Annotated in this window: 14 protein-coding genes and 2 tRNA genes; 5 read left to right on the top strand and 11 right to left on the bottom strand. The window is 44.3% G+C overall.

Features of this window, described 5'->3' with window-relative positions; translation table 11 throughout:
* The first annotated feature begins 12 nt into the window (after positions 1 to 12).
* From FIU21_RS03345 to FIU21_RS03330, 4 genes are all read left to right on the top strand, one after another.
* On the top strand, positions 13 to 1,071 hold the full coding sequence (locus tag FIU21_RS03345; RefSeq protein WP_004359201.1) for a DUF1735 domain-containing protein: 1,059 nt from the start codon (positions 13 to 15) through the stop codon (positions 1,069 to 1,071).
* Positions 1,072 to 1,091: 20 nt separating this feature from the next.
* The gene (locus FIU21_RS03340; protein ID WP_004359202.1) at positions 1,092 to 2,897 is read left to right on the top strand and encodes a BACON domain-containing protein; all 1,806 of its coding nucleotides are present in this window, start codon (positions 1,092 to 1,094) and stop codon (positions 2,895 to 2,897) included.
* Positions 2,898 to 3,111: 214 nt separating this feature from the next.
* Positions 3,112 to 6,303, top strand: a complete 3,192-nt coding sequence (locus FIU21_RS03335) for a M60 family metallopeptidase (RefSeq protein ID WP_004359203.1) — start codon at positions 3,112 to 3,114, stop codon at positions 6,301 to 6,303.
* Between the two features lie 883 nt (positions 6,304 to 7,186).
* Positions 7,187 to 7,837, top strand: coding sequence for a WG repeat-containing protein (locus FIU21_RS03330; protein ID WP_050759731.1), 651 nt, complete (start codon positions 7,187 to 7,189; stop codon positions 7,835 to 7,837).
* A gap of 212 nt (positions 7,838 to 8,049) precedes the next feature.
* Here FIU21_RS03330 and FIU21_RS03325 read toward each other — a convergent pair whose 3' ends face one another.
* The 3 genes from FIU21_RS03325 to FIU21_RS03315 form a co-directional block, all read right to left on the bottom strand.
* The gene (locus tag FIU21_RS03325) at positions 8,050 to 8,934 is read right to left on the bottom strand and encodes a hypothetical protein (protein ID WP_231291307.1); all 885 of its coding nucleotides are present in this window, start codon (positions 8,932 to 8,934) and stop codon (positions 8,050 to 8,052) included.
* 201 nt (positions 8,935 to 9,135) lie between these two features.
* Positions 9,136 to 10,833, bottom strand: a complete 1,698-nt coding sequence (gene ettA / locus FIU21_RS03320; RefSeq protein WP_004359206.1) for an energy-dependent translational throttle protein EttA — start codon at positions 10,831 to 10,833, stop codon at positions 9,136 to 9,138.
* 270 nt (positions 10,834 to 11,103) lie between these two features.
* Positions 11,104 to 11,922: a KilA-N domain-containing protein gene (locus FIU21_RS03315; RefSeq protein ID WP_004359207.1), complete on the bottom strand. Its 819-nt coding sequence runs from the start codon at positions 11,920 to 11,922 to the stop codon at positions 11,104 to 11,106.
* A 269-nt stretch (positions 11,923 to 12,191) separates the two neighbouring features.
* On the opposite strand from FIU21_RS03315, the gene FIU21_RS03310 reads away from it, so the two are divergent.
* The gene (locus tag FIU21_RS03310; RefSeq protein ID WP_036885802.1) at positions 12,192 to 12,461 is read left to right on the top strand and encodes a hypothetical protein; all 270 of its coding nucleotides are present in this window, start codon (positions 12,192 to 12,194) and stop codon (positions 12,459 to 12,461) included.
* 420 nt (positions 12,462 to 12,881) lie between these two features.
* Here FIU21_RS03310 and FIU21_RS03305 read toward each other — a convergent pair whose 3' ends face one another.
* The 8 genes from FIU21_RS03305 to FIU21_RS03270 all read right to left on the bottom strand — a co-directional run bounded on the left by FIU21_RS03305 (position 12,882) and on the right by FIU21_RS03270 (position 24,256).
* On the bottom strand, positions 12,882 to 14,657 hold the full coding sequence (locus FIU21_RS03305) for a M6 family metalloprotease domain-containing protein (protein ID WP_036885803.1): 1,776 nt from the start codon (positions 14,655 to 14,657) through the stop codon (positions 12,882 to 12,884).
* Positions 14,658 to 15,684: 1,027 nt separating this feature from the next.
* Positions 15,685 to 17,298 carry a RagB/SusD family nutrient uptake outer membrane protein gene (locus FIU21_RS03300; protein WP_004359209.1) on the bottom strand — a complete coding sequence of 538 codons (1,614 nt, stop codon included), beginning with the start codon at positions 17,296 to 17,298 and terminating at the stop codon, positions 15,685 to 15,687.
* Positions 17,299 to 17,320: 22 nt separating this feature from the next.
* Entirely contained in the window at positions 17,321 to 20,437 is a 3,117-nt protein-coding gene (locus FIU21_RS03295) for a SusC/RagA family TonB-linked outer membrane protein (RefSeq protein WP_394358097.1), read from the bottom strand.
* A gap of 1,382 nt (positions 20,438 to 21,819) precedes the next feature.
* Positions 21,820 to 21,893 (bottom strand) — tRNA-Asp (locus FIU21_RS03290).
* Between the two features lie 25 nt (positions 21,894 to 21,918).
* Positions 21,919 to 21,992, bottom strand: a tRNA-Asp gene (locus tag FIU21_RS03285).
* Positions 21,993 to 22,078: 86 nt separating this feature from the next.
* Positions 22,079 to 22,597, bottom strand: a complete 519-nt coding sequence (locus FIU21_RS03280; RefSeq protein ID WP_004359211.1) for a GNAT family N-acetyltransferase — start codon at positions 22,595 to 22,597, stop codon at positions 22,079 to 22,081.
* Between the two features lie 3 nt (positions 22,598 to 22,600).
* Complete coding sequence (locus FIU21_RS03275; RefSeq protein WP_004359212.1) at positions 22,601 to 23,803, bottom strand: glycosyltransferase family 2 protein; 1,203 nt, start codon at positions 23,801 to 23,803, stop codon at positions 22,601 to 22,603.
* Positions 23,804 to 24,256, bottom strand: a complete 453-nt coding sequence (locus FIU21_RS03270) for a hypothetical protein (protein ID WP_004359213.1) — start codon at positions 24,254 to 24,256, stop codon at positions 23,804 to 23,806.
* Positions 24,257 to 24,258: the final 2 nt, after the last annotated feature.

Below are 24,258 nucleotides of genomic sequence, written 5' to 3'. Positions count from 1 at the left end.
TTGTAACTATTTATGAAAAAATACAAGTATATATTAGGATGTGCCTTAGCTGCTGTAGCATTGTCATCATGTAATAATTATGACTTTGAGCAGAACTTCTATCCTCACAAGGTGGGATTGATGGCTGGTACTAACCGTATCTACGACCGCACCACGGTAGAGCTTTCTACCGTGGAGAACGGTACGGCTTCTGTTCAGTTGGTTGCTAACCTTAGTGGTTCGCAGTTGGCTGACCGTGACTATCACGTGACGATTGCGCATGATGATTCACTCTTCAATGCTTATAACAAATCTAACTTCGATATCGACAGCACAAAGTTTGCGCGTCTTCTGCCACAGAACTGCTATGAGGACCCTGCTATGGCGGGTACTATCCCATCAGGTTCAAACAAGTGCCTCTTTGATATCAAGTTGAAGAACCTCGGTACCTTGTCACCAGACAGTACTTACTTCCTCAACTACAAGATTGTTAGCCACGATGCAAGTGCACTCGCAACTGACAATAATAAGTTAGGTGTTAAGTTGGATCATGTCTTGATTAAGGTGACATGGAAGAATGCTTACGGTTCTACTGCTGAGGGCTGGAACTATCAGTTGGTATCTTCACAGGTTACTAACCTTGAGACAAAGTCAACTACTCGTCCTACCAATACGGTTCGTGCATTCCCAGTAGCGGCTAACGCTGTTCGTTTCCTTGCTGGTGATGAGAAGTGGGATAACTACGAAAAGGCACTCCATGACATCAATGTCAAGAGTATCGTTGCTACTATCGGTTCAAAGACGGTTACTAATCCATCAGCTTACAACGTAACGCTGAAGCCTTACAAACAGGATTCTCTCGAGGTAGAGATGCTTACTCCAGTTGGTGAGTATAACAATACATTCTTGCTTAATGAGTTAGGTGGTAGTGCATCAACCAATCCTACTTACTTCAAGGAGTTCCGTCTCCACTATCGTTATCGCGTGATGAAGAATGCTAAGCAGAACGATGGTACATGGAAGGCTGGTCCATGGAAGGAAGTGTTGTCTAAGCTGCGCTATCAGTATAACCCAAGAGCAGATAAACTTTAACGTATAAACAATTACGAATAATGAAACTGAAGATTAATTTCCTATTCATATTGTCAGTGCTGTTTGTGGGAACATTAGGTCTCGCATCATGTGCAACTGACTATGACACAGATTTTACTGGTAAGGAACTTGAGGTTCCTCATTCTTCTCAGCGAATGATTGCATTCAATAAGGAGGGTGGCGAGCAGCAGATTGCTGTCGAGACGAATGTTGCGCTCGATGAGTGGAAGGCTGAGAGCAATGCTGATTGGCTCACTGTTACCAAGAATGCCGATGGTAAGGGTGTGACGGTTAAGACACCAGCTTACGATGGTTTCAAGGCTCGTGAGGCTAAAGTTACTATCTCTCATGGCGAGCGTGCGTCTTATGAAATTAAGGTGTCACAGATGGGCTTTGAGAGTGTACTCCGTATTCCTGAGCAGAATCCATTCTTCAATCGTGAGGGTACCTTCTATTCTCTCCTCGAGAGTAAGGTGACAAGTATAGACGTTCCTGTTGAGACCAACCTCAATCTCGACCATATCATTGTTCCTGATACAGTGTCTTTCGTTCGTTTGGATGCAAGTAAGACAGTGAAAGAGAATGGTATTGTTAAGCTCCATTTCGATATGGATCCAAACACAACTTCAGAGAAACGCTATTGTACAGTACGTCTGAAGAGTTCTGATAACTGGGATGCTTCTATTGAGTATGTTATTGAGCAGGCTGCAAAGGGTTATAAGGTTCGTCCTATCTATCCAGTAGAGACTAAGCAGGCTTCTGTTGAGATGATAGACCTCGGCCGTACTTATCGTGTGCCATTCCAGCGTACAGCTGTTGATGGTAACTATGAAGTTATTATTCCAGACAATGCTAAAGATTGGTTGTCAACTACTAAGAAGTTTATTGCAGGCTCTGAAGTTGTCTTTACAACAACGCTTAATACAACAGACAGTCCTCGTTCATGTGATGTGGTTTGCAAGCCTTCTAACGGAAGCACACAGCCATTCACTATCCACGTGACACAGCAGGCTTTCCAGGATATTGTTCCTACTGGTGTGAGCGAACTGAACGTAACACCTGGTAAGGGTCAGTTCAATGTATCTTGGAAGGCTCCAGATGAGGTGAACTATGAGAAGGTTATTGTTAGAGCGAAGAGCAATATGCCTGGTGTTCCTGAGTCAGTGAAGGAGGTTGCTGCAACTGAGACATCTTGTGTTCTCAATGATGTCTTCAACTTTGCAGGCAACTATACTATCACCGTAACAACTCAGGGTCTCAGAGGTAAGAACACAGATGCTCCAGCAACAGCTACTGCTCAGGCTAATGAGTGGTCAGAGTCTGTTGAGATTCCACTTACTGCAGCTATGGTTTCTTCTAACTCAATGCAGCCTGGTCATGAGATTGGTTCTGCGGTTGATGGTAACAAGACAACTTACTTCCAGACAAAGAGTAACGGTAGTACAAGCGATCCACGTCCACACATTGACATTACACTGAATGAGGGTATCAATGGTACGTTCTACCTTGCATTTGATGAGAATAAGGTGACAAGCAATGACCGTAACCCTAAGAAGGCAAATATCTATGCTTCTTCTGACGTCATCACTGCTACTACAAGACCATTGACACAGACGAACTTCCGTTCTGCTAATGCAGTGAGCGAGCCGCTCTCATATACTAAGACAAATGGCGTAACTGTCACACATATCCGCTTCGAGCCTACACAGCGCAAGAACGGTACGAACATCAACAATGGTGGCGGTTCTTCATACTGGTATCTCGCTGAACTCCACCTCTACGTTTACCACGATGAGGCTTGGAAGAGAGAGCAGTTAGGTCTTTAATCCCAATATCTCAACCTACTGGCATAGTACCCCTATGCCAGTGGGTTGTCTTCGTTAATATACTATTCAGGTGATGTGCTATACCTTCGCACGAAAGGTGCGGGACGTGAACACCACGGGTGCGGAGCCTCCGCACTGTCCTAAAAAGGGATGAAAACAAACTTGATACTTACCGAAGAGAAACCTAAAAAACAACTACTTATTAAATACATCTATGTTATTCGAAAGATTTTTACGCAAGAAGACACTCATGGCAGCACTGGCTTTGACCGCTGCTGTGCCAAGTGTTGCGAAAGCTTCGATGCTCTCTGCGGCACCAACTGCTGATGGAGAGAATCAAAAACTCAAGCCGGGAGTTTATTACATTGTTAATGACAAGCGTCAAAAAGGTACTGATCTTCATGTCTTTGTCAATGATGAAGGCACCTTACATGGCCAGCATTATGGCAGTCCATCTACCGACTTCTCTGATCTCTTCTTACTACGTGCTAAGGACGGCAGGTACACCATTCAGAGTCTGAAGAATGCGAAGTACGTTCAGAGTGTGGGGCAAAATAATGAGGTCTATAAGACGGCTAATGATGCTTACAAGTTCAGGATTATTTATCAGACAGAGTCAAGTGGGACAGGTAAGTCTTACTTCAATATCTATAATAGTAATGCTGAAGATTGGTGCTGGCACATCGATGCTCAGAAGAATATCGTTCGTTGGAAACCATTGATGGATAATGGTATTAGAGCAGTTGGTCCAAGTGAGTTCCGCTTCGATCCTGTGACGACGCTTACAAACGAGCAGGTGCTTGCCAGACTGGCTCAGCTGACCAAGGTGGTAGACCCAACAAAGGATCTCACAAAGTACTATCAGATTGTTTCTGACACCTATGGCAGGTCGATGCGTGAGGACTTTATAGTTGGCGAATTGTCTACCTCGGGTTTTAACAGCAGTGATTACTCTTATTATTGGAAGTTAGAAAGGTTGGCTAACGGCCGCTACGTGTTCCAGAATGCTGTGACAGGAAAGTATATCGTCCCTCAGAATGGGCAGACAAGTCGCTCTTATACGACAGCTGAGGGGAAGGGCACAGGCTTTGACCTCCAACGTAACACGGACGATCCATACGGGTTGGCTTTCGAGATGGTCGATGCCAATAATGTTGGTATCCATTGTGCTGAGAGTCAGGGATACCATCCTGTAGGCTGGTACACGCACAACGAGGCAAATAAGTGGGTCTTCAAGGAGGCTACACTCGACCCTGCTAAGCTCAAGGAGCAGCAGGAGGCTTACAAGGCACGTGTCGACTTGACCAAGAATGTGGATGTCTATGCTGAGAAGGTGGCTAAGTATTTCACTAACAGTGCCGCTACGGAGGTTACTGCTGCTACTAAGGCGATGACCGATGAGGCTTTGAAGGCGCAGATGACTACCGAGGGTGTGCCACAGGGTTTGCAGGAGGTTGTGTTGAAGATAAAGAACCAGAGCTGGACTGCTTATCCAAGTGGTCGCAACTGGGAGAAGCTCTTCCGTATCGCTGATTATAAGGTTTACAGCGAGAATAACTATAATGCTTGGGCGCGTTCAATGGGTATCGGCTACGATTATGGTAGTATGACGAATCCAACAGGTATCACGGCTCGTGATGGCGAAGACCTCTTCGTCTTCCTTGGCGATGACATCCCACAGAATGCAACGGTACAGATTGAGCTCGTACCATTGGGTACACGCAGTGCTGGTAAGTACTATAGCTTGAAGAAGGGATTGAACATTATCCTCAATCAGGGCGAGAACAACGTATTCGTTAACTATATCGGTCGTACCTTCAACAACGGTAAGTACCTTAGAGATTATAAGCCTATGAACATCCACATTGAGGGTGGTAAGGTGAATGGATACTTCGATCTTACTAAGGGTAATACCAATGAGGACTGGCAGAAGATGCAGTCAGACGGTCTTGTTTGGGCTAAGGCGTTCAATATGAAGGGCGAATTGGTTGTTATGAACATGCCTGGTGCTGATTGCAAGCGCTATACTCCTGTTCACATGAAGGAACTTGTTGAGATCTGGAACAGCATCGTTCAGCGTGAGGACGACCTCATGGGTTTCCGTGCCGCTAAGCGTGATAAGTGCAACAACGTACTTAATGCTACTGCCGTCGACCATGGTTATATGTATGCTACGACCGGTGGTACCTACTATAACTACAACACTTTGGGCGATGTGCTCAACTACGACAAGATGAAGTGGGGTAATGGTACACTCTGGGGTCCTGCTCACGAGTTCGGTCATAACCACCAGCAGCTGTTCAATACGGCAGGTATGACGGAGATTTCTGTCAATATGTATTCTAACATGGTGATGTTTACTTCTGGTCGCGTAACCAGCCGTTCAGAAAACTGTTCTTATACAGATGTTGACGGTAAGAAGTATGATGGTGTTTGCGAGAGTGCTGTCTCAACCTATGCTGATCGCTTTGCTAACAAGAAAAAGTGGTTTGAATATGGTACATGGGGCACAACGCAAATGTATTATAAGCTCTATATGATGTTCCATTCAACAGGTCTTGATAATCAGTTCTGGCATAAGTGTCTCGATTATCTCCGCACACACCGTCTTGAAGGTCAGGGAACAGCCAACTGTCAGGGTCAGAACGACTACTTGCTCTTCGCTAAGGCATGTTCTTATGCAGCTCAGCAAGACCTCTCAAGCTTCTTCGAGGCATGGGGCCACTTCTATGATGTGAACGGTTCTGTCATTGGTGACTACAGTAACACAACCATGTATACCACAAGAGCACAGTGGATGGAGGCAAAGAAATTTATGCAGAAATATCCTAAGGGCCCTGCTAACAACATGATTTTCATTGACGATCATATCCGCCGTACTCCTGCTACATATCCTGGTCATGCTGCTGGTGAGATGCGTGAAGACTTTAATGGTGCCGTACGCGTAGGCAGAATGGGTGATTTCGGTTCATGGGATCAGTTCTGTCCAGACAGCCTCGGTCAGGGTTATGCTATTATCAAGACGCAGAGCGATGCTAATGGTAAGCGCACCTATACTATGGAGGCTAAGAACAGCCACGTTGTAGGTTTCAAGATTTACAACAGCAAGGGTCAGCTTATCTACTTTGCTAACACCAAGACTTTCACTATTCCTAAGAAGGTGATGGAGGATGCAAAGAATGATATCAAGGTTAAGGTTTGCGGTTCAGACGGTTCTGAGGTTGACCCAGGTACTGTTCCATTGGGTATCACGACCTTCTCGGCTCAGGCTAACGGTGGTAAGGTAGATGTTTATAGCATCTATGGTGTCCTCGTTCGCAGTAAGGTGAATGCAGAGACAGCCCTCGAAGGCTTACCTAACGGCGTTTACGTTGTTGGTGGTAAGAAGGTGGTAGTGGGTAAGTAAAAAGCCTCACCCCCAACCCCTCTCCGAACCAACGGTCACTGACCAAAGGGAAGTAATGGAGAGGGGCGTGAAATGCGGGATACCCCTATAGAAAAAAGACAGAGTAACAAGCAAAACTGTTACTCTGTCTTTTTCGTAGGGACCTCCCCCAACCCCTCCAAAGGAGGGGAGTGCCTAACGGGGTGAGAGTTTAAACAAAAGCAGGGACCTTCTCCTGCTCTTCGAAGGAGGGGCGTGCCTAACGGGGTGAGAGATTAAACACAAAGCAAACAACATGTAATAGGTTTACTCTTCAAATCTTTATCTGTTAGGCAGCTCCCCTCCTTTGGAGGGGTTGGGGGAGGTGGTATGTGAAAATGCTAATATAGAATAGGTTTACTCTTCAAGTCTTTATCCGTTAGGCAGCTCCCCTCCTTTGGGGGTTAGGGGGAGGTTGATATGTAAAAATGCTTTACAAATCCTCAAACATTAAGACTTAAAATAGAACAAAAAGACAAGCAATTCTCTTACTCTTTTAAGTGTTTTGTTATCAGATAGTTGTGAGTATGGATTTCAAAAGGTGCTTAGTAAGGGTTCAAAAGGGCGTTAGTAAGACTTCAAAAGGGCATGTTTTGCAAGCCAATTGGGCGTCTTTTCAAAGGCAAGAGAGCACGTATTGAAATTTAGTACACGGAAAAATGTTTACAAGTAGACAAGTAGACAAGTGGACAAGTTTACAAGTAAACAAGCTCACAAGTAAACAAGTTGCGTGCGAAACATATAACTCGTTTACTTGTTCACTTGTCCACTCGTTCACTTTTTTACAAACACACTTGCTTTTAGTTTATTATTTTTGTATCTTTACAGCGGAATATTATTAATACCTAAACAACGAAGAATCAAGATGAAGAGATTACAGCTTATCGTTCCAATGTTGGCTTGTTGCTTGGCACTGCCCTGTTTGTCATTTACAGATGTGAAGGACTCATATTTGGTTTTACAGGTTGATACGACACAGAAGTACGAGCAATATTCTTATGTTAATGAGAAGGGAGAAACGGTTGTGCCGAGTAACCGCTATTTGCTGTGTTATACAGATACCATCCGTACGATTGGTTTTGTGTTGAAACCGAATGTGGGGTGTGTTGCAATCAATACTCAGGGGCAGGAGTTGTTCAATGTTTATATGGTGGATAACGGCAATGACTATCCCGTTAATGGACTCTTTAGAATCTTGGATGAGAGCGGACAGAAGATGGGCGTCGCGAATATGGAAGGCAAGGTTATTGTCAATCCGAAGTATGATGCTATCTTTCCATATCATGACGGTTTGGCAGCTGTGGCAGTAGGGAGTAAGACGGTGCGACCAGCCGATGATCCAGAACATGAATATACTGTAGGAGGCAAGTGGGGATTCATCGATAAGCAAGGCAACGAGGTTATTCCTTTGGAGTATGATAGTATCGCTAACTATCGCCGCTTTGTGAATGGTAAAGCCCTTGTCTTGAAGCATGGTAAGTGGATAAAACTATCTATTCGTCAGAAGAAGAGATAGAGAGTGCTGGCAACAAATTGTTTGGGGAATTGCGAAAGGACTTCCCTAACTCTCTCGTTGCCTTCAAAGTTCCCCAGGGACTACGAATTACGCGAATTGCACGAATCACTTAGCAAAAGAATTCGTGTCATTCGTGCCATTCGTAGTCGTTCAATATTTGTAGTTCTAATCATAAAGTTCAAAGTTCAAAGTTCAATGCTCAAAGGTAATAGTTATTTTACCGTATAAACAGTAGAGGTCAGTTTCATCTTTTCGACATCAAACGTAGTGAGGTAAGAAGTATCTGCGAAGGCTGTTGATAGTACGGAGAACCTCTTTATCCCATACAGGTCGCAACCATAAAGCATATAGTTAGCGATATCTGTCGTTGTGAAATAAGGTGTCATCGGAGTATGTGAGTGCATTACCTCTGTTATCTTTTCACCATTCATTGTTATTGGTTGCTCAAGAAAACTACGATGAAACCTGCGCCAACTGAGTATGTTCATATCCTTATCAAAGTCGAAAGCGTAGTCATCACCGATAGGAATCACCCCATGTTTTGTTGTTCCATGCAGGAGGTAGAGCCTATAACAACCATTCGTCAAAGGAATTAAGTCCCAGTTCAAGCCAGAAGTGTTAGACAAGAAAATACTATCTCCCTTCTCCTTTATGACCTTACGCGGTGCAATCTGCTTTGCTTTGAGCTGTTCAATCTCGGTTGGTTTAAGTTTACGTGGTGTGGCAGAACAGACATAGAAACTCGTGTCGTTACTTAGGTGGAGCGTCAGTTCAAAGACGGTCTGTTCCTTATCAAGGTTAGCAAAGATATAACGCCATGTCAGGTTTCCTTCTTCAAAAGCTGTAGCAGAATTGATTTCCTCTCTCTTGACATTATATTTCATAAGTGAATCAGTCGCTCGCCACGCCAATTTCTCATAAGTATACAACCACATTCCTTCCGCAAGGATAGAGTCATTGATAGCTTGGAAACGCTCTGGAGAGGGTGCAGTCAACTTCTTTGGTGCGGTCTGTGCCTTACCATAAATGGAGAAACATAAGAAGAAAAGTACGAACAAGATAGGTTTTGTCTTGGATTTGCAAAGTAATGTTTTCATAATAGTATTTGTTTAGGAAGCCTCACCCCCCAGCCCCCTCTCCTGCAGAGAGGGGGAGTGCTGGGAACTGTTTGCTTAGGAATGACTAAACAGCTTTTCCAACCATAGGGGTATATCGCCAATCACTCCCCTCCCTCTGGGGGAGGGGTCGGGGGTGGGGCCAGTTGGTTGGCCAGTTGATTGGTTGATGGGGCCAGTCCTTTACTCCTCCATCAACTTTCTATATCTACCCTTCTTAATCTCCTCATTGCCAAGTCGGCGTGCCTTATTGATTTCGTAATCAGAGAAGCCACCTTCGAAGTAGACAACTTCACCATTACCCTCAAAGGCAAGGATGTGGGTACAGATACGGTCGAGGAACCAACGGTCGTGGCTGATGACAACAGCACAACCGGCAAATGCCTCAAGACCTTCCTCCAATGCACGGAGTGTATTCACGTCGATATCGTTGGTAGGCTCATCGAGAAGGAGGACATTACCTTCCTGCTTCAATGCCATAGCCAACTGCAGTCGGTTGCGCTCACCACCTGAGAGTACTGAACAAAGCTTACTCTGGTCGGTTCCTGAGAAGTTGAAACGTGAGAGATAAGCACGTGAATTGATGTCACGTCCACCCATACGAATCGTCTCGTTGCCTTGTGAAACTACGTCATATACCGTCTTGTTAGGGTTGATATCCTTGTGCTGCTGGTCAACATAAGCAAGTTTAACGGTCTCACCTACCTCGAACGTACCGCCATCAGCCTGTTCCAAGCCCATGATAAGGCGGAAGAGCGTAGTCTTACCCGCACCGTTAGGACCGATAACACCTACGATGCCGTTAGGAGGCAACATGAAGTTGAGGTCGTTGAAGAGTACCTTCTCACCGAAAGCCTTCTTTACGTGCTGTGCTTCGATAACCTTATTACCCAAACGTGGACCGTTAGGAATAAAGATTTCGAGCTTCTCCTCACGCTGTTTCTGCTCCTCGTTGAGCATCTGTTCGTAAGAGTTCAGACGCGCCTTACCCTTTGCCTGACGAGCCTTTGGTGCCATGCGCACCCACTCCAACTCACGCTCCAAGGTCTTGCGACGCTTAGAAGCCGACTTCTCTTCCTGCTCCATGCGCTTTGTCTTCTGATCGAGCCATGAAGAGTAGTTGCCCTTCCATGGAATACCCTCACCACGGTCGAGCTCAAGAATCCACTCACTCACATCGTCCAAGAAGTAACGGTCGTGGGTAACAGCGATAACAGTACCCTCATACTGCTGCAAATGCTGCTCCAACCAGTCAATACTCTCAGCATCAAGGTGGTTGGTAGGCTCATCGAGCAACAACACGTCTGGCTTCTGAAGGAGCAGACGGCAGAGTGCAACACGGCGACGCTCACCTCCAGAGAGGTTGGTCACTGGCAAATCACCCTTAGGACAACGCAGTGCATCCATCGCCCTTTCGAGTCGTGAATCAATGTTCCAGGCGTCTGTTGCATCGATAATATCCTGCAACTCAGCCTGACGCTGCATCAGCTTATCCATCTTGTCAGCATCAGAGTAATACTCCTCCAAGCCGAACTTTACGTTGATATCGTCGTATTCCTTCAGTGCATCATAGATATGCTGCACACCCTCCATAACATTCTCCTTCACGGTCTTCGCCTCATCGAGTGGTGGATCCTGTGGCAGATAGCCCACCGAATAGCCCGGACTCCATACCACTTCGCCCTGTGTTGGTTCCACAAGACCAGCGATAATCTTCATCAGCGTAGACTTACCTGCGCCGTTGAGACCAATAATACCTATCTTTGCACCATAGAAGAACGAGAGGTAAATGTTCTTCAGAATCTGTTTCTGGTTCTGTGGGATAATCTTCGATACACCCACCATTGAGAAGATAATCTTCTTGTCGTCTACTGTTGCCATTTATTCTTTCGTTTGTTTTGTAGGCAAAGATAACGAAAATAATTCATATTGGCAAGTTAAGAAGTTGACAAGTAATCAAGGTGCTTGCGGAAAGAAGACAGAGAATATAAAAGACAGGGTAACAGAAGAACGCTTAGGATTCAGCCTTTTATCGTCTCAACATATAGCGACTTTCTGATAATTACCACAGCCCCAGAAACTATTATATCTATCTTCTTTGTGAACGAGAGAATATGTATTGTTTTCATTTGTTTTATTGACGAAAAGAAATCACCGTAAAAGATTTCTATTACTATTCCTCTCAAGGATTTGCATTTGATGAATAGCTATCTGATTAAGTCTGACAAGTCTTTCCCCTTGAGGTATATCGTCATTGATAAGTACTGCATTGATATTCTCCATGTTCGACAAACAAATCAATTCATTTACAGAAGCATAGTCACGAATATTACCTTTCAAATCTGGATTAGACTCTCGCCATTGTCTGGCAGTCATTCCAAACATGGCAACATTCAGCACGTCTGCCTCCTCTGCATAAATGATGTTTGCCTGCGTAGGGGTAACTTTCTCTGGGATGAGATGACTCTTTATAGCATCCGTATGTATGCGATAGTTTATCTTAGATAATTCTCTTTTTGCAGTCCATCCTATCAACTCTTGTTCTTTAGCTTTCAGACGTTGGAACTCCATGACAAGATAAAGTTCAAACTCAACAGAAACCCAATTGGCAAACTTGAAAGCTATATCACGCTGAGCAAAAGTACCACCACCAGCTCCATTCTTAGTGAAGACACCTATTGCTGCAGTCAACTCCACCCATCTGGTTGGGCTCATAGTAAAAGAGTTACTACCTGCTTCTGCCAAAAGGGGGTCGAATTCGACCCCTTTGAAGTTAGGATTGTTTAGTTTCTCCCATAAACCCAAATACTCCAGCGTATTCTTTTGGCGCATCCAATTCTTAACAACGTCTTTAGGCTCAGCAGCATTCTTCTGTCGAGCAATGTCTGTTATACAGATGTAATCAATACCATCTTTTGTCATAGTCTTAATTGCTACATCTTTAACGAAGATTTCTCCCTTCTTTGTCATAGTATTATTATTTTATAAATATATGTGCAAAGATAATATAAAATTCACTTCCTGCTCACTCCTATCAACAAAATACTAATAAAATCGTTGATAAATAAGAATAATGTTTACCTTTGCAGGGGTAATCATTAACAGAATACTAACGTAACGTGTTGGCAGCCAAACATAAATATACGAAGTTTTCTTATCTTTACCTACTTACAAACACCCACCGACAGGGAAACTTATCCCTCAAATTAGGAAAGTATTATCTTATAAAACAAGCGATTATGGAAGAAACTCCTTCACCCTACAGATGGTTCGGATATATGTTTGTTTGGATGCTGGCGTGTCTACTTCTTCTTCAAGAAGGAGAAGGATCCGAGCTGTTTATCTTCATCCTTTTATTAGTAGCAATAGTGCTCAATGGTTATTGCGCATATAGGTTTGCTTTGGAGAAATGGACATTCTTAGCCATACTGGCATTCGTCGTGGCTATGGTGCTTGACTTCTTCCCAATTGTTGCCTATTTCGTAATAATGGAAATATGCATGGCGTAACTAACACTTCAGAGTCGTTTCCTACTTTTCTTATCGCACTTGCGCTTTGAATTTTCCTTACATAACATCGGCGAAAACACCCCTAAAAACACCCCTAAAAACAGCCAAAAACAGCCTTTTAGAACGTCTTTGTAACTAACAGCATATCAAGCTGTTGCAAAATTGCATAGCAAGAGGTGCTTAATAGGATTTCAAAAGGGCGTTAGTAAGACTTCAAAAGGGCACCTTTTGCAAGCCTAAAGGGCGTCTTTTAGAAGCTAAAAGACCATATGTTGATTTCGTGATATACGAAAAAAGTTGACAAGTGAACAAGTGCACAAGTTGACAGGTTCACAAGTGAACAAGGTATATGCGTACCCCCAACAACGCATACAACTTGTTCACTTGTCTACTTGTAAGCTCGTTCACTTTTTATCTCACCTACTTCCTCACCTTCTTACCCTTAACAATCACAATCTGATTGTGGAGATTCTGATTGTCCGCAACCTTCACACCAGAGAGCGTATAGGTATTGGCAGACTGTTCACGGTCGACAGAGAGGGTATTGATGCCTGCTGATGTCTGCAACGGAGTGTAGCTAAAGGAGATTGTGTTATCAGCATTACGAGCCACCTGCTTAATACCAGCCTGACTGCTAACATTATAGTTCGTGTAGAAGCTCAGACGAGGGTCAGTAGACTTCGTTAAGCTATTGTTCAATCCTGTTGGGAATGGGTCGCTATTCTGCGTGTCATGATCGAGTCGAGCATCGGCAGGAACAATCGTGAAGCGTGGATGACGCTGTACCGAAGCAGCATTGAGGTTGTTCATGCGCCATGAATAAGCATCGAAATCAACGTGGAAAACCATCAATCCGTGTCCCGGTAACTCTGTGTCCCAGCGGTAAGGCGTACGGTTTTCAAGGATGTAATATTCATTCTTCGTGTCTGGATTATAGAGGAAATAGGCATCACCACCCTCAGCAAGTCCCTTCATATTCTTCACCTCAACAGCCTCATCGCCAAGTGTGATAGGCTTTAGCCAACCCATATATGCCTTTTCGTAAGCATCATAACCAGCTGGAACAGTGCCGATTCCAGTACCTCCATAGACGTTAATCAGACTCTCTGGTCCACCGTTATAACTACCCGCACACATCAAATCGTATCGTCCAGAACCAATGTTGTTACCGCCACATGTATCATAAAAGTCGGGCAATCCAAGACAATGCGAGAACTCATGACAGATGGTACCGATACCAGAATAGAAGATACGCGACTTCTCATTCACCTTTGCACGAATGATTTCATTGCTACAAGCGTAGGTATTTATCGTTTGTCCATTGAAGGTCAGTGCGTCAAGTCCTGCATCGGTAAGGGAATACTTGTGTGGCCAGATGGTGTTCGGTTCACCACCAGTAGCCTCACCCTCACCGGCATAGATAACATAAACCTGCTCTACTTCGCCATCATCATCCCAGTCGTACTTACTGAAGTCAACCCCTTGGATAGCATTGCAGGCATCAATAATCATCTGTGGTGCATTCGCATCATTCATATTCGCTGTTCGCTCACCATAAAACTGATGAGGATGCTTGAGCTTTACGGGTCCAACGACATCGAAAGTGAGGTCGAACTTACCATTACTTTGGTCGAGGAAATAGTCGTGAACACTACCGATAGCGCCATTGTCATTGGTATATCCCACCTTGTTGAGCATATTTTCGTAGAGTGTCTTGACATCTTTCTCACGTGGTTTGAGCGTCAACACATTCTTTGGGTCTTTGAAAGCCACATCTTCGAACTCAACCAAGATGACGAGTCCTTTCTTTTTACCCTCCCATGTCATTCCCAATCCTTCTCCGAAAGGCTTAGAATTGACATGCATCTCATGTTGTTTTTGCAGTTGTCTTACTTGCTGAATGGCTGCTGCAACGAGTTCTTCCTTTCCCTTTCGCAATGCCTTGTTATGGGCTAACACCGATGAAGGCACCAACTGATTATCCTCGATACGCGCGTAATAATAGCTGCCGTTATAGGGCAACACAGGGATATTGTCCTCTGTCAGCGCATAATTGAAATGCTCATCGCCTACGGTCATCACCTTTAGGATTGTTCCGTCAGCCTGCTTAAAGCTTCGCCACATCCGCATGGCAGGAATAGCAAATGATGATGTTGCCAACAATACGCTGGCTAAGAGAGTTATAATTTTCTTCATAAGACTGCTTTTAAATATGATTCTCTGGTTTTTAATTAGTAAGATGTTATTTTTCAAAAGACAGTGCAAAGATAAATAAAAAATTAAAAGGTAAGAAAATAAAATGGCAAAAAGTGAGAAAGTAGACAAGTGAACAAGTAGACGAGTGAACAAGTTGCCTGTAGACAGGGTAAATAAAAGACAAAGTAACATAGGAACAAGGTTTTAAAGTTAACATGTAAACGAGTAGACGAGTTAACAAGTTGCTTGTAGACAGGGTAAATAAAAGACAAAGTAACATAGGAACAAGATTTTTAAAGTTGATGAGTAAACGAGTAAACCTGCAAACGAGGTATTTGTTACAAAGTGGCTTATCAACTAAACACCTGTTCACCTGTTACCTTGTCTTCTCTTGCAAGTAACTTGTTCACTTGTCCACTCGTCTACCCGCCCACTAAACACCTGTTCATCTGTTACTTTGTCTTCTCTCGCAAGCAACTCGTTTACTTGTCTACTTGTTCACTCGTCAACTAAACATGTTCACTCGTTTACTCGCTCATCTTGTCAACTTTTTTCAATCACTTAGAGGGCGAAAGATGGTCTTTTGCCTTCTTAAAGACGCCTAATTGGCTTGCAAAAGGTGCCCTTTAAGACCCTTACTAACGCCCTTTTAAAGCCTTAATAAGCACCTTTTACTGTTGTGTTTTATAATCATTTGATTTTCTGCGAGTTACAAACCTACTCGCAATATGTGTTTTTCACCTTTATTTCAAGGATTTTATTGGAGGGAATGTCAAGGTTTTTGACACGGATAAAGAAAAAAAGCCTCACCCCCAACCCCCCTCTCCTGCAGAGAGGGGGAGTGTAGAAAACGATTTGCTTGGGGAATGATGAAAAGCTTAAGCCTAACTAATTAGCTTGGGTAAGGCTCTCAACTTTTCCAAACCCACAAGGGGTATCTCGCATTTCACTCCCCTCTCCACTCGGAGAGGGGTTGGGGGTGAGGCTTTTTCCCCCTCCCCCTTCGGGGAGGGAAGGGGTGGGGCTTTTACTTCGCATACCCTGGATTCTGCTCCAACTTAGGATTATCAGAGATATTCCACTGTGGGATAGGCAGGTATCTGTTGAAGGTCTGGAACGTACGATCCTCAACCTTACTTGTACCACTGACTACGGCACGCATGGTTGGGTCGGTAGCAGATGTGTTAATAGTACCAGTGATACGGTTCAATGGACCATTCAATACTGTCTCTGCGACCATCTTACCATTGCTTGTCCAACGCAAGATATCGGCACGACGGAGACCCTCACCAGCGAACTCTGAGCCACGCTCACGACGAATCAACTCACGGAGCTTCTCCTTAGTGTTATACTTTGTCTGGTCAACGGCAGGCATACCCACGCGAGTACGCACCTTGTCAATCATTGTATAGACGTTGGCAGAAGGACCATTCAACTCGTTCTCTGCTTCAGCCCATGTCAAGAGCACCTCTGCATAACGGAAGACAATAGGGCAAGCCTCAGTGTCCCATACGTCAGCATACTGCGTCTTTGGGTCTAAGTACTTACGCCATGTGAGGGCAGTCTTAGAAGAGTTGGCAGCATTGGTTGGATAGTTAGGATTCTTCTTACCATTAACATTCTCGTCGAGGGTATTGAAGATAGAACCTTCCCAATCGCAACCAGGATAGAGAATCGTCATTGCCATACGTGGGTCACGACCATGGAAAGGATGGGTTGCATCATAGCCAGAACCCGCCTCAGTGATAGTCATACCATTGCTCATCTCATAGTTATCAACACACTTCTGTGTTGGAACCACTGATGACCAACCACCATCGCCATTGTTATAGAGCTGTCCGATAGTGCCCAATGGGCGAGTACCGCTCTTATACTGTACGGCAAGGATGATTTCTTTTGAGTCAACACCAGCCAACTTAAAGAGGTTAGTATAGTCCGGATCAAGCTCATACTTACCCAAGTCGATGATAGCCTGAGCAGCATCCTTCGCCTTCTGATAGTCGCCCCAGTAGAGGGCAGCACGCATCTTCATAGCCAAGGCAGCACCCTTTGCGATACGTCCACGTGCAGCAGGAGTTGTGTTGATGTCAGCAATTGCCTCATCAAGATCTTTGAACACCAAATCCTTCACTTCTTGCTCCGTATTACGTGGCACGCGTGCCTCCTGAGCACTGGTAAAAGGCTTAACGATTGGCACACCACCATAGAGGAAACCCATGCGGAAATAGTTGTAAGCACGGATAGCCTTTACCTGTGCGACGAGGTCTTTCTTTACCGCATCGCTACTGAAGACACACTTATCAACATTTTCAAGGAAGGTGTTACATCTACCAATGATAGTATAATCGTAGAACGACCAACCCGGAGACGATGGTGAGAGCGAACCATTACCGATATTGGTAAAGCCTTCCCAAGGGAAGTTGTTGTACGCAAAGTCAGAGCCAGCGTCCCAATAGAGCAAGGCTGCACCACTTTCCCAACCATCATAACAGCCCACAAGGAACTTCTCTGCATCGTCGCCCGTCTTCCATGTTGTAGCTGGCGACATTGCATCCTTCGGCACAGTGGTAAGGTAGTCATTACAAGATGTGAGCGCAAGAGCAGCCACACCTGCTAATATATATGTTCTTACTGTTTTCATAATGTATATCGGGTATTTACGGTTAGAATGTGATATTGATACCGATAGAATGTGAACGTAGCAATGGATAAGATGATCCACGCTCGCTGGTCACTTCTGGGTCAATATTGAATGGCAATGCATCGAAGGTAAGGAGGTTTTCACCTGCATAATAGATACGTACCTTCTCAAGACCAACAGCTTTGAGCGCACTCTTTGGAAGGGTGTAACCCAACTGCAAAGTCTTCAAACGCAAGTAAGCTGTGTTCCACAACCAGAAGGTTGACATAGCACGCGTCATGTCACTTGGGCTGTTTCCTGTCTCGAATACGCGTGGTAACTTAGCATTGTGGTTGTCGTCTGTCCATGAGTCTTTCCACAGTGTTGAAGGGTGGCTGGCATCACCAGAGAACTCACCGAGTACCTCACGGTTGTAGATATGAGATACAGCACCAACACCCTGCCAAATCATAGAGAGGTCTACGTTCTTCCATGTTGCACCGAGGTTGAAACCGTAAGTAATTGCTGGGATATCAGTATGCTTGGTGTAGATACGGTCGTTTGTATCGAGCTTACCATCACCGTTTGTGTCCTCATAGATAAGGTCACCTGCCATGAACTTACGTCCGAATGGGTTGCCATACTTCGCTGTGAAGTCGTCAGCCTCCTGCTGTGAGTTGAAGAACTTACCCGTAGCCTTGTACATAAAATAGCTCTTGTACTGCTGACCGATAGCTGTACGGCGGTTGCGGTCATCCTTATCTTCAATGTATTCTGTTCCTTCACCCAAGTCGAGAATCTTATTCTTGTTGTAAGCGAAGTTCGCACCGACATTGATTGTCCAATCCTTGTTCAACTGCTTTGCATAAGCCAATGAGAGTTCAACACCCTGATTGCGCAATGCACCGATATTATCCTTATAGGCACCGAGTGCAAACTCTGCAGGAGCAGATACGTTCATGATAATACCCGTAGTCTTGCGGTTATAGTAATCCAACGAGCCAGTCAGACCACCGAAGAGAGTAAAGTCAAGACCAACGCCCCATGTGGTTGAACGCTCCCAAGAGATTGTCTCAAGGTGATAGCTACCCTGATAGTAACCCGGAGTGAGCTGACCACCAAATGGATACTTCGCATTGAGGTTGTAAGTGTTCATCCAAGGATAGTAATCGTTCAGTGCATCCTGATTACCAAGCTGACCCCATGATGCACGCAGTTTCAAATTGTTCAACCATGACTTTGAACTCTCCATGAATGGTTCCTCAGAGATACGCCATGCAGCTGAGAATGATGGGAAGAAACCCCAGCGATGACCCTCAGCAAAGCGTGAAGAAGCATCTGAACGGAAGTTTGCCTCAAAGAGGTAACGACCAGCATAGTCGTAATTCAGACGACCAAAGTAAGACACCATCGCCAGCTCGCGAGTGTTACCAGCGTTCTGCTGTGTCGAAGCATCACCAGCGTTCATATCAGTAAGTTCATTGTTAGGGAAGTTCTTACGATACATCCAGTCAGGCAAATACTTAAAGCGTTCAGTATGCCAACCGAGCATAGCTTTGAAGTTGTGCTTCGCAAATGACTTGTCATAGTTCAGGAACGCATCGAAGGTTGTACGATGCCAGTCATAGTGAGCAATCTCCAACTTGTTAGGGTCAGAGGCTTTATTAGGATTATACTGAATGAACTTCTGGAAGTAAGAGTAACGCTGTGAGTTATCAACGTAAGCCCCTTGGAGTGTCAGTTTCAAATCCTTGATAATCTGATAGTCAATACCAATCATACCCGTAAAGTTACGGTTGTTGCGATTTACGGTCATACCAGACTCCAACCAAGCCATTGGGTTACCATCAGAAACGGTACCGTATGTACCATCTTCATACTTATAAACAATCCAAGGCGCGATGATATTCAGCTGACGAATAATCTGATCGCTACTTCCACCAGCGTATGCACTACTTGCATCGCGGTAGTTGTTTTGGATATAAGCGAGGTTAAGATGGGCAGTGATGCGCTTTGACAACACCATGTCAAGGTTTGCACGACCATTAAACTGCTCACGACCTGCATTAGGAAGAATACTGCTCTGCTTGAGATAACCAGCAGAAGCAAGATACTTCACATACTCATTACCACCTGTAATGTTCACGTTATGGCGGTTTTGCCAAGCTGTCTTGAATGCAAGATCGTACCAGTCGGTATTAGGATAATTGTAAGGGTCAGAGCCGTCACGGAACTTCTTAATTGCTTCATCAGAGAAACGTGGAGCCTTACCACTACGTTCCAATGCCTTATTATAGTAGTAAGCGGCATCGGCAGAATTCATCCTTTCCATCAAGGCTGTTGCATTCTGAATACCAAAATAACCTGAATAGCTAACCTTTGGCGCACCGTTCTGCCCTCGTTTTGTAGTTACCAGAATCACACCGTTAGATGCTTTTGAACCATAGATGGCTGCTGAAGAAGCATCCTTCAGGACTGAGATACTCGCGATATCCTCTGGATCAAGCGAGTTCAGTGTTCCTGCTTCAACACCATCAATCAAAATGTATGGCGTAGCTGAGTTCAATGTTCCCACACCACGCACAAGAATCGTACCATTATCAAGACCCGGCGCACCGTCAGCTCCTGTCACCGTGATACCCGGAAGCAAGCCCTGCAAGCCTGAAGACACGTTAGAGATAGGGCGGTTTTCAAGTGCCTTACTATCAAGCTGTGCAACAGAACCAGAGAGGTTTGCCTTCTTCTGCGTACCATAACCGACAACAACAACCTCGCTGAGAGCGCTGTTCTCATCTTTCAGAGTAATGTTATAGTTCGTCACACCACTTCTCACCATGACGCTCTGAGTGGTAAAACCAACATAACTAATCTTCAACTCCGTACCCAGAGCAACAGAGATTGAGAAGCGACCGTCCATATCGGTCACCCCTACAGGAGTACCATTTGCCAGTATAGAAGCACCAATGACTGGGTCGCCATTAGCATCTTTCACTACACCATTGATACTCTGCTTTTGCTGCTGAACACTCATACTCGTGTTCGCATCTACATTGGCTAATACTGGGGATGGTGCAAACGCCATCAACCCAAGTGCAAAAGAGAAAGCTAAGCTGCCAGTTACAAATGGCGGGTGCTTTCTACGATTCTGACTTACTTTCATAAAATTAGACATATATTCTATTGATTTAGGTTTTGTGCTACAAATATAGTCGTTTATACAATAAATACCAAAAGAAAAGTTCTTTTTTTTCAATTAGAAGTATTGTTCACGCACACAAATAGTTATGGTAATTCAGAATTCAAAATTCAGAATTCATAATTATGATTACTACTATTCCACAATTCCAATTCATAATCCACAATTATTCGAATGAAGTTCTCATCAGTACGTCATAATTATGACAACACAGACACAAACAGCTCCTCTCCCAGGGGAGTTCCAAACGGATAAAGATTTGCAGAGCAAACCAGATTGTCCCTTGGCTGATTTTGTTTTTAAATCATTACCCCATTTGTTTCTCCCCTCCTTTGGAGGGGTTGGGGGAGGTTTTGGAGAGACTGGGGCGTTTATTTGTAAACAATTTTCCATACTCTGAAATTCAATACATGGTCTTTTAGCTTTGAAAAGACGCCCTTTCGGCTTGCAAAAGGTGCCCTTTTCTGGTCTTATTAACGCCCTTTTGAAGTCCTATTAAGCACCTCTTGCTATGCGATTTTGCAATAACTTGATATGCTGTTAGTTACAAAGACGTTCAAAAAGGCTGTTTTTGGATGTTTTTTAGGGGTGTTTTCGCCGCTGTTATGTCAAGATAATTCAAAACGCATAAGCGGCTGAATGATGTGTAATTAAGAGGTAGATAGGCAAAAGAAGATATACTTCTCTTAAGAATTTCGCCAACTCGTATATGGAGTGATAAACTAAAACCCTTACATAATATATCACACAGAGAAACAGAACGGATGGAGTTAAACACAATATACAAGAGGTGCCGAGAGCACAAAGAGCGACAGAGACGAAGCGTACAGAATCTTTATACCTTTTTGGGTAAATACTTTGTACATAGAAACTTTAATAAAATTGGCAAACAGCCTCTGATTGCTCTACGTACCGACGGTGCCTCAGTTGCTTCAACCGATATCTTTTTAATAAACCTAAAAGCTCTTATGTTACTTTGGCTTTTCGGCAAGTTGACGAGTTAACAAGTCTACACGTAGACGAGTTGCTTGTTATTCTATACGCCAATCTTCGTTCTTTTATTTGGCTTTTCGGCAAGCAACTTGTTCACTTGTCTTCTTGTTCACTCGTCCACTTGTTCTTCTTTAAATATATGTTTTCATGTTACTTTGTCTCTTTCGTGTAAGTTGACAAGTTAACAAGTCTACAAGTATACGAGTTGCTTGTTATTCTATACGTAAATCCTCGTTCTTTTATTCTGTCTTTCTTACAAGCAACTTGTTGACTTGTCAACTCGTCGACTTGTTTACTCGTTACCTTTTACCTATCATAAACAAAAAAACCTTGGCGGGAAGCCAAGGTTTCAGCGGTGCGTACGAGACTCGAACTCGTGACCTCCTGCGTGACAGGCAGGCATTCTAACCAACTGAACTAACGCACCATGCATTACAGATTTGGGGTTTCAGCGGTGCGTACGAGACTCGAACTCGTGACCTCCTGCGTGACAGGCAGGCATTCTAACCAACTGAACTAACGCACCAAAATGGATGTTTTAAACCCTTTTTCTGTTTTGCGAGTGCAAAGGTAATAATAAAAATCTATTCCACCAAAATTAATTTATGCTTTTTATATAAAAAGTTGCATTACCCTTGCATCCTTGTATTGTCCGTCGCAATAAAGCCACTCTTTCAGTATACTACCATTTGTAAAACCAATGGACGAAAGACAGCGGATTGACACCTCGTTGTCAACGTCTACTACAGCGTAGATTTGTTTGAGGTGTAACCCATTGCGCGTATAGTCGATTAGGGCGGAAATAGCGGCTTGTGCATAGCCTTTTTGGCGAAATGGTTTCATGATGATAATACCCATTTCCGCCCGCTGATGCTTTGGGTCGAAGTTGACAAGGTCTATCACACCGACAATTTCCTGCTCACGATTCTCAATCATCATACGCAGTTGTCCGTCGATATAGATATCGTTTTTCGCATCAGCAATGTAATTATGTAGGGCATAACGGCTGTAGGGAACATTCGTTGCACTGATGTTCCATAGGCTACGATCGTTCTCAATGTGATAGAGCATATCGAGGTCTTCCGGCTCCATAGCTCTCAGTCTGACTTCCACGTGCTGTTTCTTTTCCATGTTTTAATCTCCTATAACTTCCATCATGGTGACGACTCTGTTCTCCTTTCTATGGTAGAAACCAATGTGAATATTCTGTTTTGGCTGTTCGGCAAAGACATTCAGGATGTCTTGATAGCTGAACAAGTCGGTGTCATAGACGATGCAGTAAGGTCTGTTCTTGCCTCCAAACTCCTTGATTAGGTTGGCGTGTGTGTGTTGCAAGCTGTCCTTATCCGCTACTCGATACTCTGCCACGAGGGCATTGTCTGTAGCCAATCGTTGGCATTTTCCCATGACATCTTCGCCTGCAACAAATATATAATGTGGGAATGATTTATCTTTCGAAGTACGAAATCCCAACTTCTTTCTCGTTGCCCGAATGGTAGTACCAATCAGTGAACCAAAGGCTTTCACGTAGATAGCCGTCTTAATCGGTAGTCGCCACAATGCATTCATACCGCCATAATGCTTGCGGAAGAAGATAAGCATGGCATCATAGAAGACGTGGACATATCGGAAGCTCGACTTCTGTGTGCTCTCGCCCTTGTAATGTAGGATGCGCACAGGGAGATACCAGTTCTCAAAGCCACCTTTCAACAGTCGATAGCTGAGGTCGACATCCTCGCCATACATAAAAAAGTCCTCGTCTAAGAGTCCTACCTTGTCTAAGGCAGCCCTGCGAAGGAAGCAGTAAGCACCACTGATTACCTCAATCTTGCCTGGAACATCCCACGACAGACTACCCATATAATAATGTGCAAAGCGGTCACTTTGTGGGAAATGCTTGCAAAGTCCTACCATCTTATAGAACGAAACAATGGGTGACGGCAAGCCACGACGGCTTTCTAAGGCTCGTTCACCACAGTGAGTAAGCATCTGTACGCCATGTCCTCCAGCCGTTAGGTGACTATCCATGAAGTCGATAGAAGCATGGATAACCTCCTCGCCCACAACCGTGTCGGGATTGAGTAGTAAGACATATTCGCCCTTACTTTGGCGAATCGCAATATTATTACCACCCGCAAAGCCTAAGTTATGCGTACTGGCAATGAAGTGAACATCAGGGAAACGGCTGCGCAGGTAGGCTACGGAGCCGTCATGAGAATGGTTGTCAACCACAAATACCTCTGCTTCAACGCCTTTCAAAGCGCGCTGAAGACTCTCAAGACACTGTTGGAGATAGTATTTTACGTTATAATTAACGATGACAACGCTCAGCTTCATTTATGCTTGTTCTGAATTATCCATAGAACATTCATGCTCACAACGCTTCTTGTTGGGGAAGACGAAGAATAAGCTCAACGCTAAGATGACGGCAAGATAGAAGAAACTTACACTATCCCCGAAGGCATAGTAGAAGAAGGTATTGAGTATCATCGGAACGCAAAGCATCATTATTCGCACGCTACCCCAGAAGAGCAGCTTACGACTGACGTGACTCTCGTCGGTATGTAAGTCAGAGTGTACGTAGCCAATCTTGAAAAGGAAGAGTGCAAGTGGGATAGTAGCGAGGGTCAACAGCTGCATAAGAAACTGCACAGTAACCATATTGCTGCTTTCAACATCAGCCCACGCACCGGGCAAGATCAGTTCAAGTTCATACACCGCGATGATGAGCAGTGTGATAAGGCATGAGCCAAAGAACTCAGTAAGAAGTATTTTTCTTGTTTTATCCATGG

Origin of the sequence: Prevotella melaninogenica (assembly GCF_013267595.1) — a bacterium.
In the GTDB taxonomy this organism is placed as follows: Bacteria; Bacteroidota; Bacteroidia; order Bacteroidales; family Bacteroidaceae; genus Prevotella; species Prevotella melaninogenica_D.
Note: the sequence above shows the minus strand (reverse complement) of the source record. Positions and strands in the feature narration are given on the sequence as shown.

Bases quoted from the DNA above. Each gene is read 5' to 3' on its own strand.
- FIU21_RS03330 (WP_050759731.1), top strand. From the start codon at position 7,187: ATGAAGAGATTACAGCTTATCGTTCCAATGTTGGCTTGTTGCTTGGCA.
- FIU21_RS03340 (WP_004359202.1), top strand. From the start codon at position 1,092: ATGAAACTGAAGATTAATTTCCTATTCATATTGTCAGTGCTGTTTGTG.
- FIU21_RS03335 (WP_004359203.1), top strand. From the start codon at position 3,112: ATGTTATTCGAAAGATTTTTACGCAAGAAGACACTCATGGCAGCACTG.
- FIU21_RS03305 (WP_036885803.1), bottom strand. From the start codon at position 14,657: ATGAAGAAAATTATAACTCTCTTAGCCAGCGTATTGTTGGCAACATCA.
- FIU21_RS03270 (WP_004359213.1), bottom strand. From the start codon at position 24,256: ATGGATAAAACAAGAAAAATACTTCTTACTGAGTTCTTTGGCTCATGC.
- FIU21_RS03280 (WP_004359211.1), bottom strand. From the start codon at position 22,597: ATGGAAAAGAAACAGCACGTGGAAGTCAGACTGAGAGCTATGGAGCCG.
- FIU21_RS03345 (WP_004359201.1), top strand. From the start codon at position 13: ATGAAAAAATACAAGTATATATTAGGATGTGCCTTAGCTGCTGTAGCA.
- ettA (WP_004359206.1), bottom strand. From the start codon at position 10,833: ATGGCAACAGTAGACGACAAGAAGATTATCTTCTCAATGGTGGGTGTA.
- FIU21_RS03295 (WP_394358097.1), bottom strand. From the start codon at position 20,437: ATGAAAGTAAGTCAGAATCGTAGAAAGCACCCGCCATTTGTAACTGGC.
- FIU21_RS03310 (WP_036885802.1), top strand. From the start codon at position 12,192: ATGGAAGAAACTCCTTCACCCTACAGATGGTTCGGATATATGTTTGTT.
- FIU21_RS03300 (WP_004359209.1), bottom strand. From the start codon at position 17,298: ATGAAAACAGTAAGAACATATATATTAGCAGGTGTGGCTGCTCTTGCG.
- FIU21_RS03275 (WP_004359212.1), bottom strand. From the start codon at position 23,803: ATGAAGCTGAGCGTTGTCATCGTTAATTATAACGTAAAATACTATCTC.
- FIU21_RS03315 (WP_004359207.1), bottom strand. From the start codon at position 11,922: ATGACAAAGAAGGGAGAAATCTTCGTTAAAGATGTAGCAATTAAGACT.
- FIU21_RS03325 (WP_231291307.1), bottom strand. From the start codon at position 8,934: ATGAAAACATTACTTTGCAAATCCAAGACAAAACCTATCTTGTTCGTA.